General features: G+C 59.9%; 14 protein-coding genes. 9 read left to right on the top strand and 5 right to left on the bottom strand.

The window, feature by feature from the left end:
* Positions 1–23: 23 nt before the first annotated feature.
* Positions 24–839 (top strand): ferredoxin--NADP reductase, encoded by an 816-nt coding sequence (locus tag NUH86_RS06380; protein WP_267251656.1) that lies wholly within the window; start codon positions 24–26, stop codon positions 837–839.
* A gap of 44 nt (positions 840–883) precedes the next feature.
* Here NUH86_RS06380 and NUH86_RS06375 read toward each other — a convergent pair whose 3' ends face one another.
* Positions 884–1684: a helix-turn-helix transcriptional regulator gene (locus NUH86_RS06375; RefSeq protein WP_267251655.1), complete on the bottom strand. Its 801-nt coding sequence runs from the start codon at positions 1682–1684 to the stop codon at positions 884–886.
* Between the two features lie 151 nt (positions 1685–1835).
* On the opposite strand from NUH86_RS06375, the gene NUH86_RS06370 reads away from it, so the two are divergent.
* The 5 genes from NUH86_RS06370 to NUH86_RS06350 all read left to right on the top strand — a co-directional run bounded on the left by NUH86_RS06370 (position 1836) and on the right by NUH86_RS06350 (position 8145).
* The gene (locus tag NUH86_RS06370; protein WP_323749015.1) at positions 1836–2558 is read left to right on the top strand and encodes a TetR/AcrR family transcriptional regulator; all 723 of its coding nucleotides are present in this window, start codon (positions 1836–1838) and stop codon (positions 2556–2558) included.
* 241 nt (positions 2559–2799) lie between these two features.
* Positions 2800–3906 carry an NAD(P)-dependent alcohol dehydrogenase gene (locus NUH86_RS06365; RefSeq protein WP_267251654.1) on the top strand — a complete coding sequence of 369 codons (1107 nt, stop codon included), beginning with the start codon at positions 2800–2802 and terminating at the stop codon, positions 3904–3906.
* A 128-nt stretch (positions 3907–4034) separates the two neighbouring features.
* Positions 4035–5576: an acyl-CoA synthetase gene (locus tag NUH86_RS06360; RefSeq protein WP_267251653.1), complete on the top strand. Its 1542-nt coding sequence runs from the start codon at positions 4035–4037 to the stop codon at positions 5574–5576.
* Between the two features lie 29 nt (positions 5577–5605).
* A complete protein-coding gene (locus NUH86_RS06355; protein ID WP_267251652.1) occupies positions 5606–6865 on the top strand; it encodes a CaiB/BaiF CoA transferase family protein in 1260 nt (419 codons plus the stop codon).
* 101 nt (positions 6866–6966) lie between these two features.
* A complete protein-coding gene (locus NUH86_RS06350) occupies positions 6967–8145 on the top strand; it encodes an amidohydrolase family protein (RefSeq protein WP_267251651.1) in 1179 nt (392 codons plus the stop codon).
* A gap of 69 nt (positions 8146–8214) precedes the next feature.
* On the opposite strand, the gene NUH86_RS06345 is transcribed toward NUH86_RS06350, so the two are convergent.
* Genes NUH86_RS06345 through NUH86_RS06330 form a run of 4 tightly spaced genes read right to left on the bottom strand, consistent with a single transcriptional unit; the run spans position 8215 to position 12029 of the window.
* Positions 8215–8964 carry an IclR family transcriptional regulator gene (locus NUH86_RS06345; RefSeq protein ID WP_267251650.1) on the bottom strand — a complete coding sequence of 250 codons (750 nt, stop codon included), beginning with the start codon at positions 8962–8964 and terminating at the stop codon, positions 8215–8217.
* A gap of 49 nt (positions 8965–9013) precedes the next feature.
* Complete coding sequence (locus NUH86_RS06340; RefSeq protein ID WP_267251649.1) at positions 9014–9958, bottom strand: HpcH/HpaI aldolase/citrate lyase family protein; 945 nt, start codon at positions 9956–9958, stop codon at positions 9014–9016.
* A complete protein-coding gene (locus NUH86_RS06335; RefSeq protein ID WP_267251648.1) occupies positions 9955–11190 on the bottom strand; it encodes a CaiB/BaiF CoA transferase family protein in 1236 nt (411 codons plus the stop codon). Before NUH86_RS06335 ends, NUH86_RS06340 begins: the two co-directional genes overlap by 4 nt.
* A complete protein-coding gene (locus tag NUH86_RS06330) occupies positions 11187–12029 on the bottom strand; it encodes a protein dehydratase (protein WP_267251647.1) in 843 nt (280 codons plus the stop codon). The genes NUH86_RS06335 and NUH86_RS06330 overlap by 4 nt, the downstream gene beginning before the upstream one ends.
* A gap of 469 nt (positions 12030–12498) precedes the next feature.
* On the opposite strand from NUH86_RS06330, the gene NUH86_RS06325 reads away from it, so the two are divergent.
* Genes NUH86_RS06325 through NUH86_RS06315 form a run of 3 tightly spaced genes read left to right on the top strand, consistent with a single transcriptional unit; the run spans position 12499 to position 15737 of the window.
* On the top strand, positions 12499–13485 hold the full coding sequence (locus NUH86_RS06325; protein WP_267251646.1) for a hypothetical protein: 987 nt from the start codon (positions 12499–12501) through the stop codon (positions 13483–13485).
* Positions 13486–13502: 17 nt separating this feature from the next.
* A complete protein-coding gene (locus tag NUH86_RS06320) occupies positions 13503–14855 on the top strand; it encodes a phosphotransferase family protein (RefSeq protein WP_267251645.1) in 1353 nt (450 codons plus the stop codon).
* 60 nt (positions 14856–14915) lie between these two features.
* On the top strand, positions 14916–15737 hold the full coding sequence (locus NUH86_RS06315; protein ID WP_267251644.1) for an enoyl-CoA hydratase: 822 nt from the start codon (positions 14916–14918) through the stop codon (positions 15735–15737).
* The last annotated feature ends 18 nt before the right edge of the window (positions 15738–15755 follow it).

Genomic DNA, 15755 nt, shown 5'->3' with positions numbered 1-15755 from the left:
AGGCAGCGACAGGAGGGGATGCCTTGAACGACGTGACGATCGAAAAGCCGGTGCTGGAGCCGACCGGCGCACTTTCCGTGGAAAACGTGCTGTCGGTTCGCCACTGGAACGAACATCTGTTCAGCTTCCGCATCACCCGCCCGGCCAGCTTCCGCTTCCGCTCGGGCGAGTTCGTGATGATCGGGCTTCATGGTGACAATGGCAAGCCGCTGCTGCGCGCCTATTCGGTCGCCAGCCCCGCCTGGGACGAGGAACTGGAGTTCCTGTCGATCAAGGTGCAGGATGGCCCGCTGACCTCCAGGCTCCAGCTGATCCAGCCCGGCGACCAGATTTATCTCGGCCGCAAGCCGACCGGCACGCTGGTCACGGACGCGCTGCTGCCGGGCAAGCGGCTGTTCATGCTGTCGACCGGCACGGGCCTTGCACCCTTCCTCAGCCTGGCGCGCGACCCGGACGTCTATGAATTTTACGAGCAGGTCGTGGTGGTGCATTCGGTGCGCCGCGTCAGCGATCTCGCCTTCCATGACGAACTGACAGGCAGGCTGGCCGAGGACCCGCTGGTGGCGGAACAGGCGGCCGGGCAGTTCCATTATGTGCCGACCGTCACGCGCGAACCGTTCCGCAACAATGTGCGGATCGACAAGCTGATGGAGACGGGTGCGCTGTTCGAAGGCATTCCGGGCGACCAGAAGTTCAATCCGGAGACCGACCGGATCATGATGTGCGGCAGCATGGAGATGATCAAGCAGTTCGGCGCCTATTTCGAGGAACAGGGCTTCCCCGAAGGCTCCAACGCTGCGCCCGGCGCCTATGTCATCGAGCGCGCCTTCGTCGGCTGATCGGCTGGTAGCACTGAACAAGAGGACCAGCCGCAACGCCGCCCTTAAAGATCGACCTCATCCTGGGTCATTTCCGGCTCGTTTCGGAACGGCACTTCCAACCAGTTCAGCTGGGATGCGATCGCGACTGCATGCGTGCGGCTGCGCGCGTTCAGCTTTTGCACGACATTATCCAGGTGGTAGCGGACGGTCGTCATTTTCGTGCCGGTCATTTCCGCAATCTCCTTGTCGCGATATCCTTCCACTAGGAGATGGAGGCAATCCCATTCGCGCGTCGTCAGTTCGAGCAGTTGCCGATCCAGCGTCGACGTTTCGCTTATCGGTCCCTCCAGGCCCTCAAGTGCGAGATGTCCCAGAGCCAGCAGCTTCGAAGAGATCTCCCCATGGATCCGGGCAAAATCCGACGGCGCGCGCGGTCCGCCGAAATAAAGGGTGGCGGTGCGACCGGCCGGGCGTGGCACGGGAACGCCCAGCAGAGTCTTGATGCCATGTTTCGCGTGAATGGCGCTGACAGCCCGATGCTGTGGCGTAGCCGTTTTGTCCCGCGCCGTTCTTTCCGTGTCGATGATGATGACGGAACCGGCGGAGCGCAATCGCAACAGGATCGTCCCGCTTCCTTTCCACCTGAGTTCAAGCGCCTCGACAGGCCAGCCCCGATCAGCCAGGACCCGATATGTTTCCGCGCTATAGGATGGGCGGGAAGCGTCCCGATGATAGCCGTGAAGAGGCAAGCCAAGAAGTGAGCCCGCCCGAGCAAGGATAATCTCAATATCGGCTTCGGCATGAGCGGCCGCCATGTTCGCGATGCACTCGCGCAGGCCTGCGGCCTCGATACTTTCAATCATTCTGCAAACTCGTATGTGACGGGTGTCCGTATTCTATCATCATTTGGAAGCAAAGGGAGGCATAGAGCATAGCGGGCGCGGTCGTGGCTGGCTTGCGCGGTTCGTGGTTGACGAGCAAGCAGACGACCTTATCAAAGATCGGGGCGAGGGGATGACCGGGAAGCGGCATAAACCTATTAGAAACTTGTCGCCAAGCAGCCCGCCCGCGCCGCCAGGACCATCCAACGAGTATTGCATGCAGACATCCCCAAAACCATCGACCCGCCGCTCCCAAACCGTACGCAGGCAGGAATCATGGCGGAAACTGGTCCGCGCGGCGGTATTGCTGATCGCAGAGAAAGGCGTCGGCGCGACGACTTTCCAGGCGATCGGGGCTAAATCCGGATACAGCGCCAGCCTGGTCACGGAACGGTTCGGGTCCAAGCGCGGATTGACCGAGGCGGTCATCGCCTACCTTCAGGAAGAACTCGATCATATGATCGGGCATGTCGAACGCAAGCGAGTGTCAGGCCTTGAAGCTCTGCTGCGCTATGTTGAAGTGTGGTTGGCCGAGCTGGCGCACAACCCGGAACGCCGTGCACATTTCATGCTATTGTCGGCGTCAGTTTCGGACCCTTCGGATCTTCACTCTATTTTCGCCGCCGCACATGGAAGGGTTCGGGAGAGATTGGGCAATCTGGTCGAGCGGGGCCGGTCGGATGGCAGCATCAAGGCTTCGATCGTCGCCGATGCCGCGGCCTTGATGATTGGTGCTATCCAACTGGGCCTTTCGATACAGTTTCTGGTCGACCCAGCCATGGACCTCGACGCTGATGGTCGAAATATCATCGATACATTGCGGGGAAGCCTGGCGGCCGAGACGAAACCCGATTGAACTTCCCGACATTGGCATCGTTTCGATGACGTAATGAACCTGGCGCAGCGTATTTCGAACTCGACCAAAGTTTATGGTTGAGCAACCAGTGAATCCTGCTACATTCGTGCACGACCGGCTTCAGGCACTTTCAAGCGCCGACCGGCTTTTGCGCCCTTTGATATCGGTAAGAGCGGGGCGCTGCGGAGAGGTGGCTGACAATGCGGATCAAGTCGTTTGAAATTCTTGCGGGAGCGCGCCATTGAAGGTCGTCGCCGCCGTGACCCCATCGACGGGTGCGCAGTTCAGTGTCGAAACGGTCGAGCTTGACGAGCCTCGCGCCGATGAAATCCTCGTGCGGATCATGGCGGCGGGGGTTTGCCATACGGACCTTGTCGCCCGCGACGGCGTGATGCCGATCACCATGCCGGCCGTGCTGGGGCATGAGGGCGCTGGAGTCGTTGTCAGGGTCGGCGATGCGGTCACCAAGGTGAAGGAGGGGGACCGCGTCGCGCTGACCTTCCGCTCATGCGGTGGCTGCGCTCGTTGCAAGGCGGGCGAGCCGGCCTATTGCGCCACCATGCCGGCTTTGAATTATGTCGGGCAGCGGGCGGACGGCTCCAAGGCGATCTCCCGCGACGGGGAGCGCATCTCGTCGAACTTCTTCGGCCAGTCTTCTTTCGCGACCCACGCATTGGCCTATGAACGTAATGTCGTCGTGTTGCCGGACGATATTCCGTTTGAATTGGCGGCGCCGCTTGGCTGCGGCGTGCAGACCGGTGTCGGCAGCATCTTGCGCGCCCTGGCATGTCCGGCAGGATCGTCGCTGCTGATCGCTGGCGGCGGCGCTGTGGGACTGTCGGCCGTCATGGGAGCGGCGATACAGGGCTGCCATCCGATCATCGTGGTCGAGATCAATGAAGAGCGGCGCCGACTGGCTCTGAAACTGGGCGCCACCCATGCCATTGACCCAATGGCGCAGGAGGATCTGACGGACGCTGTCAGGGCCATTGTTCCGGCCGGCATCGACTTCGTTCTGGACACGACCGGACGCCCACAGGTTCTGGAGGCCGGTTTCATGTCGTTGGCGCCCAGAGGCGTGTTCGGCTTCGTCGGGGTCGCGCCGCCGAATACGAAGCCGCCAGGCATCATTGGCCGGATGGTGATGTTCGGCCTTACGCTGCGGGGCATCATAGAGGGCGACAGCGACCCTGACGAGTTCATTCCGCAACTCGTGCAATATTGGCGGGAGGGGCGTCTGCCGCTCGAAAAGCTGGTTCAGCTGTTCCCCTTTTCGGACATCAACGATGCAGTACAGGCGCAACATGCAGGTGAGTGCGTCAAGGTAGTTCTGGCGCTAAACGAATAAATCATATGCGGCGCGGGCGAGAGTAAAGCGTGTCACGGCAAGGCGAGAACGATCTTTTCTCCGTTCATGCGGGACAATGACGCTGCAGTCCGCACGGCTTAATCAATATTGGAAGTGAGGTCTAAACGATGCACCCCTCTCAGCATGCGGCGACGACTCCGGAAAAGCCCGCTTATATCATGTTGGAAACGGGTGAGACGGTCACATATGCCGAACTCGACGCCCGGTCAAACCAGGGTGCGCATCTCCTGCGCAAGATCGGCCTGCGTACGGGAGACGGGATCGCCATATTTCTGGAAAACCATCCCCGTTATTTCGAAATATTGTGGGCAGCGCAGCGAAGCGGTCTCCGGTTCACCTGTCTGTCGTCGAAATTGTCGCCGGACGAGGTGGAATATATCGTTCGCGACAGCGAAGCCAAGGTCGTGGTTACGTCAAAGGCGCTGGTGGCCGAGACGCTGGCGATAACATCTCGCCTGCCAGGGGTCAGTATCCAGATCGTGGGCGAAGCGGTCGAGGGCTATCCCAGCTTTGAAGCAGGGCGCGCCGAAATGCCCACCTCGCCGATCGCGGATGAAAGCGCTGGTCGCCCCATGCTATATTCGTCGGGTACGACCGGCAGGCCTAAGGGCGTCAAGCGGGCGGGAATCCTGGATCCCGATATTGCTGCGCCTCATCCGCAGGCCGTGCTGGGCAAGCAGCTTTACGGCTGGAATGCGGATATCGTGTATCTTTGCCCCGCGCCCCTCTATCACGCCGCGCCGATGAACTGGTCCATGGCTGTTCACACACTCGGCGGCACGGTCATCCTGATGGAGCGGTTCGACGCGGAAAAGGCGCTTGAGGCGATCGAACGCTATAAGGTTACGACATCGCAATGGGTGCCGACGCATTTCATCCGCATGCTCAAATTGCCGGAGGAGGTCAGGAAAAGCTTTGACCTTTCGTCACTGACCAACGCCTTCCATGCGGCCGCGCCCTGTCCGGTCCATGTGAAGCAACAGATGCTGGCATGGTGGGGACCGATCATCCACGAATATTATGGCGGGACGGAAGGGAACGGCTTTTGCGCGATCGGGCCGGCCGAATGGGCGACCCATCCCGGATCGGTCGGTCGCAGCGTTGTCGGCCGGATCAGGATTTGCGACGATCAGGGTGAGCCCTTGCCCGTCAATTCCGAGGGCCTGATCTATTTCGAGAACGGCCGTGATTTCGAATATCATGGCGATCCGGAGAAAACAGCGCAATCCCGCAACGCCATGGGATGGACCACGATCGGCGATGTCGGGCGTGTCGATGAGGACGGATATCTTTACCTGACCGACCGCAAGAGCTTCATGATCATTTCCGGCGGCGTGAATATTTATCCGCAGGAAATCGAGAATGTCCTGATCGAGCATCCTCAGGTTGCCGACGTCGCGGTAGTCGGTGCCCCGCATGAGGAGTTTGGAGAGCAGGTGGTAGCAGTGGTTCAACCGGCCAATTGGGCCGACGCGACGCCCGCGCTCGCGGCCGAACTGATCCAGTGGGTCAGGGATCGCCTTTCGCACGTCAAGACCCCCAAGCGCGTCGATTTCATGCCGGAACTGCCCAGGCACGCCACCGGAAAGCTTCACAAACGCGAAATCCGCGAGCAGTATTGGAAAGCGGAAGATGGACGACGGCTCTAACGGGTGTTGAGCGCCGCCGAGGGAGCAGGATGACGGAGAGGGCGGACCAGGATCGGGCAACGCAGCCGCCCATCGCGAGGAAGATGTTCGATCCGGATATCGCCGGGCCGCTTCACGGCGTTCGCGTGCTCGACCTGTCCCGGCTGGTCGCGGGCAACTTGCTGACCAAGATGTTGGCCGATCATGGAGCGGAAGTCGTCAAGGTCGAGCCCCCGGCGGGCGACACCTTAAGGGCGTGGAAGGTGGAGGGCGTTTCGACCGCCTGGAAGACATGGGGACGCAACAAGAAGAGCGTCGCGATCAATTTGCGTGATCCCGAAGCGGTCGACCTGATCCTGTCCCTGGCGGCGACGAGCGCCATATTCGTGGAAAGTTTCAAGCCGGGCACGCTGGAAAAAATGGGTCTGGCGCCCGAGCGACTGCTGGCGGTCAACCCGCGACTTGTCATCGTTCGCATTTCGGGCTGGGGGCAGGATGGCGCCTATAGACACAAGCCAGGCTTCGGCACTCTGGTCGAGGGTTATTCCGGCTTTGCCGATGTGAACGGTTATGCTGACCGGCCGCCGGTATTGCCGCCCATGTTCATGGCGGACGCTTATGCCGGCCTCTATGGCGCAACGGCGGCCATGATCGCGCTGCGCGTTGTCGAGGAAAGCGGCGGGCTGGGGCAGGTCATAGACCTTTCGCTGCTCGACCCGCTTTTTTCCATAATGGAGCCGCAGATCGCCAATTATCGCCTCACGCGGTCGCTCAAGCCGCGGACGGGAAGCCGAAGTGGCAATACCGCGCCCCGCAATGCCTATCGTACCAAAGATGGGCACTGGGTCGCCCTGTCCGCATCGACCAGCGGAATGACTGAAAAACTGTTCCGCAGCATGGGGCGGGAAGACCTGATCGGTGATCCGCGTTTTGCCGACAATGCCGCCCGGTTGTGCCATGTGGAAGAGCTGGATGCCATTATTTCCGATTTTATCGGCCAACGCGACAGGGAAGTGGTTCTGTCGATGTTCGATCGTGCCGGGGTGACGATCGGTCCCATTATGAATGCGGAGGATCTGGAGCGCGATTCCTATATCATAGAGCGCGAAAGCCTGATCGAGGTGCCGGATGAGGAAATGGGTTGGCTGCCCATGCACGGACAGGTGGCGCGCCTGTCCCGCACTCCGGCCGTTCTTGCGCGCCCGGCTCCTCGGAAAGGCGAACATAATCAGGAGATTTTGAGGCCATTGGTGGGAGATCGATACACCGATCTGGTGCGGCAGAACGTCATAGTGGAGGGCGACGGATAACCGTCATGCGCAGGAAAATCCGGCTCTCCCCTCGAAAATGAGGGGGCGTTTGCGCGCAGGCAGCAATATTCTCCTCTCATAATCCGACGAGGAGAGGTTCGATGCTCGACAATTATCGCTTCAATGAAACCGCGGAGGCCTATGACAGTCTGGTGCGGGGGCATCCTCTGCCCTACGGTCGCGCTCCGCAGCCTAGGCCCGAGGGCCAGATGGAGCTGCCGGAAGGGACAATCGTGGTGTCAGCCGACAATCACTGGTCTGTCGTTGACGACATTTTCTACGAGAATTTCCCGGCCCATCTGAAGGAAAAGGCGCCCCGGATCGTCAAGACCGAGGACGGCGAATATCAGTGGATCATGAACGGCAAGGTCATGATGCCGCCCGCCGCCGCGCGCCTGGTCGCGACATTCGAGAAGGTGCCGGGCTGCGTGTCGATCGAACCGCGGATGCGGGATTTCGATGTCGAAGGGGTCCAGAAGGAAATCGCTTTCGGCAATGGCATCAACCTCTTTCACCACGTTCCCGACCTTGAAGTGCGTGACTGGGTTTTCCGTATCTACAATCAGCATCTGAAGGAGATGAACCAGCTGGCGCCCGGCCGCTTCTTTGGCGTGGGGCAGGTCAATGTCGGCAATCTCGAAAAGATCCGCGACGCCGTGTTCGAGGCGAAGGATCTGGGATTGAAGACGATCCAGCTGCCGATTAATCCCAAGGGACCGGACGGCAAGCCGATGAACTATTGCATGCCCGAGGTCGATGCCCTCTGGTCCGCGATAGAAGATGCGGACATACCGATCTGTTTCCATGTGGGCGAGGCGCATGCCGACGGTCCAGGCGGCGAGGGCGTCACCGTGATGACGCAGTTCGCCGGCTTCAGGAAGAATTTGGGCGAACTGATCTTCGGCGGCATCCTGGATCGCTTTCCCAAGCTTCAGGTCGCCTTTGTGGAGGCTGAAATCAACTGGGTGCCCGGCGCTCTCCAGACGGCATCGATGCTGTACGAATGCTATCAGCAGGCACTTAATCCCAAGCTGAAGCAGCATCCGCGCTATTATTGGGAAAATAACTGCTATGCGGTCTTCATGCACGATCCCGCCGGCATGCGTCTGCTCGACATCGTCGGCGCAGACCGCGTCATGTGGAGCCAGGATTATCCGCATGCGGAAGGCGGCTTTGGCTGGTGCTGGGATTCGATCAAGGCGGTGCTGGATGTAACCACACCCGAGCAAGCCCGCATGATCCTGGGCGGCACGGCCATGAAGGTTTTCAAGCTCGACTGATGGGGCCGCCTGCAAAATGGAAGTTCGGATGGCTGAGGCACCATCCGGACTTCCATTTTTCTTTCAGCTTCATTCGCCGGATTTCTCGCCCATGGCCGAAATCTGGCTCCTCAATGTCTCTACCACTTCCCCAACATTCTCACGCAACCAGTCCAGCGGAGCGCCCACGCCCAGCGCCATGGCGGGCTGGCCCGGTAATCTGGGCAGCGGCATGGCCACGACGCCGCTGCTCGCGACGATAGCGCCTTCGCTCAAAGCATAGCCTCGCGCACGACATTCCGCGAGATCCGCGAGAAGATCTTTCAGATCGACATGCAGGGTGCTGTCCGGCTCCTCTGCATTTATGCGTCTGACCAGCCGGCCAATATCGCCCTCAGCTTTGTGCATCAGCAGCGCCTTGCCAGCTGCAGCCCGGCAGATAGGACGCAGCGTACCCGTGGCGAGTGGCGGTCGCGGCTGGACCAGAGCCTGCAGCGCGAGCATGTATAGCACATGCTTGTCGTTCTGAATGCCCAGTAGAACGCTTGTTCCGAGCTTCTCACGTAGCGATTCCATGGTCATCAGCAAACTATCATGCCCGAACCACTGGTCGTGCAGCCATCCGCCGAGCAGGGTTACGCGAAGTGTGGGATAGAAGGTTCGGTGTGCTGGATCATATTGAAGATAACCCATCTTCACGAACATGCGCAGCAGCTTGGAGGTACTAGATTGTGGAAGGTCCAACCGGTTTTGAATTTCAACAACGCGTGCCGGGCGACGGATGTCCGCGAACAGCTCAAACAGTTCAAGCGTCCGCTTTGCAGATTTTATCGCATCCATTGCCGAGTTCCGCTCCTTCTCCTTCCTTTGGAGCAGAGCCGAGGGCTGGTCAATTGCCGACGCGTGTCGCACGCTCCATTATGCGCTGATGCTCATATAGCAACGCCCGGGCTCGCTCCAATACGGGCAAGTCAATCATATTGCCATCGAGCCCCACAGCGCCTTTCTGTGCGGCACTGAATTTCTCCACGATCTTCCGGGCGTTTTCGACTTCTTCTTCAGGCGGAGAGAATCCAGCATTGAGAATGGGTATCTGGTCAGGATGGATGCAACTCGATCCCCTGAAGCCAAGCTGGCGGCTTTTTAGCACCATCGCGCGAAAATTATCGGTGTCCCGGAAATTGGCGAAACTGCCCACGATGCCAAGAGGAGCGATGCCCGCCGCCGTAGCCGCCAGCACCATCATCTGCTTCGGGCCGGCGAAATTTTCAGCGCTCACCGCCATGCCTACCGCGGTGGCGAAATCTTCCGTGCCAAGCAGCATCGCAACGTTCCGGGTGTCGGCGGCTGCGATCGCCTGCATCTGAAACCAGGCCGAGGGCGATTCGATGCCCAGGATGAAGCGAGTGCCTCCCGGATTCATTCCTGCCCGCAACTCAGCTTCACCCACCACCTCGCTGAGCAGTCTGACATGGTCGGCGCTTTCCACCTTGGGCAGGGAGAGAGCCATCACATCGGGACCGACGCTGGCCTCTATGTCCCGCACCGCAAGTGCAAGGGGACGGTTGATTCGAACAATCACGTCGATGCCGCTCGCCGCGATCCTGCGCGCAGCCACAGCAATTCCGCGACGTGCATCCGCCTTGTCGGGAGGTGCAACGCCATCCTCAAGGTCGAGTTGGATCGCATCCGCTTCGGACCGAGAGGCCCGATCGACGAACTTCTGCACATTTGCAGGGACGTAAAGGAGAGAGCGCCACAGTGGCGCTCGGCCGCCTGCGCGTCCCGGGAACAAGTCGGGGCGATGCGAAGCTGCCGGATCGACCGAGGTCACGCGGGCATCCTCTTTTCTTCGTCCTGTGGACGGCCTGGCGCGACGATGACATTGGCAAGGCGCAGCCTTTCTATCTCCTCGTCCGAATAGCCCAGCTCGGCCAGGATATCTCCGCTATGCTGTCCCTGTAGAGGGGGCGGGCTGTAGCCGGGCCGCGCAAGATCGTCCGCGTCGTTCGGCAGCCGGATGTTCAGAATATCTCCTTCAGCGGGGTGGTTCGTGACGCGGAACAGGCCGACGTCCTGAAGATGCTCGTCGGTCAACAGCGTCTCAAGGGTGTGGCTCTGACCGGCGGGAACATCCGCGCAGTCAAATATTTCCAACCATTCGGCCGTTGTCCGCGTCCTGAGCGCATCTTCCCGCAACGCGAAATATTCGCTAACATTATCATAACGAGCCTTCACGCTGCAAAATCTGGGATCTTCGCAGAGTTCAGGCCGCCCGATGGCGCGGAAAAAGGCGAAGGCCTGCGCATCCGTATTGGCCGATATACAGATATGTCCATCACTGGTCGCGATCGGCCTTGCCCCTGGATCGAGAACGCGTTGATCGCCGGGAGGGCCACGCGGAGGGTCGAAGGTCAGTTGCCCCATATGTTCCGACATGACAAAAGCCGCCATATTCTCGAACATGGGAACTTCGATCGCGCCCCCCTGACCGGTCTTTTCGCGCTGTATTATCTGCAGCAGCATCATTTTGGCGGCGATCAGACCGACGACATGGTCCGCCATCGTCATGGGCACGAAACGGGGTTTGCCATCGGCCGCCTCGAAGATGCCCGTCAAGCCACCAACGCCCTGTATGATCCCGTCATAGGCGGGCTTGGCGGCATAACGGCCTTTCTGGCCGAACCCGACGAGGCTGCAATAAATCAGCCGGGGATTCATCGCGAAGAGGCTGTCGACGTCAAGCCCCAGCCGCTTCATCGCGGCGCCGCGCATGTTGCTGACACATATGTCCGCCGATGCGATCAGCTTACGCAGGGCCGCCATGCCTTCGGCCGACTTGAGGTCGATCGCGATGGAACGCTTGTTTCGGTTGAAATGCAGGAATTTGGGCGACAACTGACCGCTGCGGGAGGCTCCGCCCAATTTACGCAGCAGATCTCCCGCCGGTGCTTCGACCTTAATGACGTCCGCACCGTAATCGGCCAGGAACATGGTCGCCACTGGCCCCACGACCACGCTGGTGAGGTCGACGACCTTGATGCCCTGTAAAACTCCCCCATTCATTCGCATGTCCTTATCTTGATCTTCATCGCGGGGCTGTTTTCCGCCTCGGCGCGTGTGGCCCAGAAGAGGGCGCCATCTTCCGTCCGCGCGCCGCGCAGCGCTATTTCCTGACCGTCGAACAGCGCGCTGACGGCTCGAACCTGATATTCGACAAGGGGTTCGCAAAGATGCGTGCGCGCAAACTCAAGCAATTTGAGCGTAGTCAGTCCACCGTTCACGACCAGGCCGGGATAACCTTCCGCGCCTGTCGCATAGGGTTGATCATAATGGATGCGATGACCGTTATAAGTAAGGGCCGAATAGCGGAAGAGATCGACCGGGCCGGGACGGAAGATAGCCTCCCATTCGGGCGATGGAAGCGCTTCTGGCGCGGCCGGCCTGGTGGCGGACCCTTCGCTTCGATAGACGACCTCCTGGCGCTCGGTATAGGCGAGGCCATCGGTTCCCGAGATCTCATGCAATATTGTGAGAAATACCAGTGGACCGCTGCGGCCCTGCTTGGGCTGGACATCGGCGATGGTCGACCGTCGCCTGACGCTGCCGCCGATCTTGAGAGGACGGACCTGCGTAATGGTACGCCCAGCGAACATGCGTTTGGGCAAGGCGATATCCGGGATGAAGTCACCCTTGCGTGGATGACCGTCGGGACCGATCTCGCTCTGCAACGCCAGCGTGGGGAACAGAATGGCGGTCCAGGGCAGCGGCAGATCGTCGCCCGCCCGCAGGCCGGAAGGCTCGAGATCAAGCAGGGCCGCCAGCCGTCGGCAGAGCGGCAGTGACACCTCGTCCTCTTCGAACCTTTCGTGACCCACAAAATCAGGAATTTCGACATTCACCATACAAGAACTCTTCGAGACATTGTTGGAGCGGTTCTGCCGGCTGCGAGATTGAGGCGGCCAAGCGATGCGTCGCGCCAAAAACCATCAGTTGGGCATGCCCGACCGGACGATTTCATGTCTTTCCAATGGCACGATGTGCCTATCCGGAGAAGGACTAGCTGATGCCTCGCTCCCGAGTATTCCATACGGAATTGATTGCCGTCAGGTTTGATTGGTGCAGCTGCTTGGGTCTAAATCGGTATAGACGCTGCTATGGGTTGCGTTGCGACGTGTCGCATCGTCGCTGCGAAGAACCCCGTGCCGGCTGGAGAGAATTTTTGAGATGCCAAAAACCCGCCTGACCATTTCGGACCGTTGGAAGGGACGTTGCAGCCAAGGCAGCGATTTTGGTCTCGGGTAACTATCATGGTCAAGGCGCGCCAGCGAGGCGTGGCGCAGCATTCAATGTGCGGCCTTGAGGAGAGACGAAATGCTTTTTCACACAGACGGCACCCGTGTGCCTACTTTTCCGGCTTTGGACGAGGGGACGCATGCGGCGGCTCCGGACAGCCACTGGCAGGAGAGCTTCCTGTTGCTGTGGGGGGACCTGAAAAACGATTGCGGCGGTTTGCTGAGGATCGGGCATTCGCCCAATCTGAACGGGGGTGAAATGACCGTCTGGGCGCATGCCTATACGCCGAATTGGATTTACACTTCCGACCGCGATTATCCGAAAGAAGAGCAGGACTGGGGGCCGTCCGGCCAGTCAGCCGGCGGGGTCGGTTCCTATGAATTCGATGGCGCTGAAACCGTCTGGCGCTATGACGAAGAGGATATCTCGTTCACCTTCAGGACGGAGAGTTTCCATTCGCCTGTGTCCCTCTGGCGGTCGCAGGAGGGCAACCTTGCCTATCCGCATTCGGAGGCGGCGTGCCGCGTCACCGGCGAACTGACGCTCCGGGGCGAAAAGCATGTGATTGACGGCGTCGGGCTGCGGGATCACAGCTGGGGCGTTCGCGACTGGACCAAGGGGAAGGTCCACCGCTGGTTCAATGCCGTCTTCGGCCCGGACCTCAGCATGTGCCTGCTGACCATGCATTCGCGTGGCGAACCGATCAGGCGGCTGGGCTATGTCATCCGCGACGGGGTGGTCCATTACTCCACCGACGTCGACATCCTGGTCTATATGGAACCGGACGGGTCGACGCATCGGGGTGGCGCCGGCCGTATCAAGCTGGAGGACGGAGAGGTGCTGGAGTTCACCGCCGAACCGATCACCAAGGGCATGTATGTTTCCCGGCATGGCCGCTATCTATTTGAATCCCTCTGTCGCGTTTCCCATCAAGGGCGCGAGGGGGTGGGCGACTTCGAGATCACGGAAAACTGCCACGTGGGTGCGGAGGAGCCGACGGATCTAGTCAACGGCTTGATCCAGAACGGCATCCATCCCAGGCACGAACGCGCCGCGACACGCTGAACCGAGGAGCATATCAGTTGGATTCCTACGATCTTAATCGCTTGCTGGCCATAAAGGACGTGCTGGCTGACGCGAATGTCGAACCTTTCGATATCAGGGATCCGCGCCAATGCGCCTACCGGGTGCTCACCGACATAATCGCACGCGACCAGGCGAAACATGACAGTGACGCGGAAGAAAGTGCAGCCCGCGCGGCCTTGCTGGACCCTTCTCTTGATGGTTGCATTGATCAGTCTTTCGTCGAAGCTGTTCCCGCCTGTGTTGACCGGCCGCAATCGGGCGCGCCTGCCGCGGGCGACTGTGCGCTTCAAGCGGCACAAAGCCATTTTTCCTTCATCGTGAAGCTGGAGCGTCGATATCGAGCGCTGCTCGCCTCTGGAACCAAGCCGGCCGCAGAGGCCGTTCTGGACCTACCGATCGACTTCCAGCGCTTGGGCGAAGTGCTGACGGCCCACTGCGGCAAACCCGTAGTTATCAAGGCGAACAAGCTCAGCCCCGGCGGCTATTCCAAGGTCACCGTCTTCTCCACCATGGAGGTCGGACACCAAAGCCGGCAGGTGGTGGTCCGCTGCGACGTTGGTGCAGGCATCGCTGAGACGTCCGTTCTCGATGAATATCCCGTTATCAAGATGCTACACGACGCAGGCGTTGCGGTGCCGAGGCCGATCTGGGCCGGTCGATTGGAGAAGGCCGGCGGCGCCATGATGGTGATGGAGCAAGTGGCTGGTAATGCGTTCGGCTCACCAATTTCCAGCATCATACAGGATGATGGCCTGTGCCGGGAAATGGCGGTGCACCTTGCGCGACTGCATGGGGTGCCGCCGAGCGCGACGGAGTTTGGCTGCTCGACGGTGGACACGCGGAGCAAGATCCTGTCCATGATTGAAAGCAGCGCGGTAGATCTGGGCAAGACGGGAGTAGATTCACCCGTTCATACCTATGCCTTCCAGTGGCTGAGGGACAATCTTCATCTCGTCGGACCCAGGGAAGCTGTCGTACATGGCGATTATGGTCCCCACAATCTTCTGGTTGAGGATGGCCGCGTCAACGCCATACTCGACTGGGAATTTGTCAAGATCGGCCATCCCGCTGAAGATATCTGCTGGCCGAGACTGTCAATCGAAGCGGTCGGTTCGTGGGAAATCTTTCTGGACGCCTATGTCAAGGCTGGCGGCATTCGCCCGACGGACGATGAACTTCGCTATTTCTCGATCCTGGGTCTTGCCCGCATCTCGGTGATGCAAACGCAGATCGACTCTGCATTTGGGGAGGGGCCTGCCACTCTGGTAAGATGGGCTGCTCCCGGTGTGGAAAGATTCCGCCCATCTATGCTTCGGTTGGGCCAGATGCTGGGGCTGGAGGCTGCCTGATAATCGCTGACAAGTTCATCGGAACCCATATCGAGCGCCGAGCGCTCCCAGGAGAAGATAATGGAATATCAGGACATAATTTACGAGCAGCTCGGCCCCGTCGTCCGGCTGTGGCACAATCGTCCCGAAGCGGGCAACGCCGAAAGCCGGCAGCTACTGGAAGAGTTGGACCACGCCGTGCAGCGCGTGGCGCAAGATCCATCTGTTCGGGTCGTCATCTTCGCTGCGAAGGGCAAGCATTTCTCCGCCGGACATGACCTTAAAAAGTCGCAGGAGGAACGGCCCGATCCTACTGTGGAATCGCGCTATCATTTCGAAATCGAACATTATTACGAATATTGCCTGCGCATCATGGACTTGCCCAAACCGACGATCGCGCAAGTTCAGGGCGCGTGCATCGCCGCGGGATTCATGGTGTCGAACATGTGCGACCTCATGGTTGCTTCCGACGACGCCTTCTTCTCCGATCCGGTCGGGCACACGCTGGGCGCGGCTGCCGTCGAAGTGCTTATCCACCCCTATGTCCTTGGCTTGCGCAAGGCAAAGGAATTTCTCTTCACCGGCAATCGCCTGACTGCGCAGGAAGGGCTTGAACTCGGCATGATCAACAAGGTCGTTCCGCGCGAAAAGCTGGAGGAAGAAACGCTGGCGCTGGCCAACCACATTGCGCAGGCGCCGCCTTTCGGCTTGGAACTCATCAAGCGGTCGCTCAACCGCACGCGGGACATGTCCGGTTTTCGGCAGGCGTTGAACGCGCATTTCGACACGCATCAGCTTTCGCATGTCAGCGACGAATATATGCAGATATGGCGCGAGCGTAAGGCGGTCGCGGCTGCGGGTGGCGCCTCGTTCGGCCGCACCATGCCCAAGGCACAGGATTGAAACTGTTTTCCGAATGCT

Source organism: Sphingobium sp. JS3065, assembly GCF_026427355.1.
Lineage (GTDB): Bacteria > Pseudomonadota > Alphaproteobacteria > Sphingomonadales > Sphingomonadaceae > Sphingobium.
This window is presented reverse-complemented; position numbering and strand designations above follow the sequence as displayed.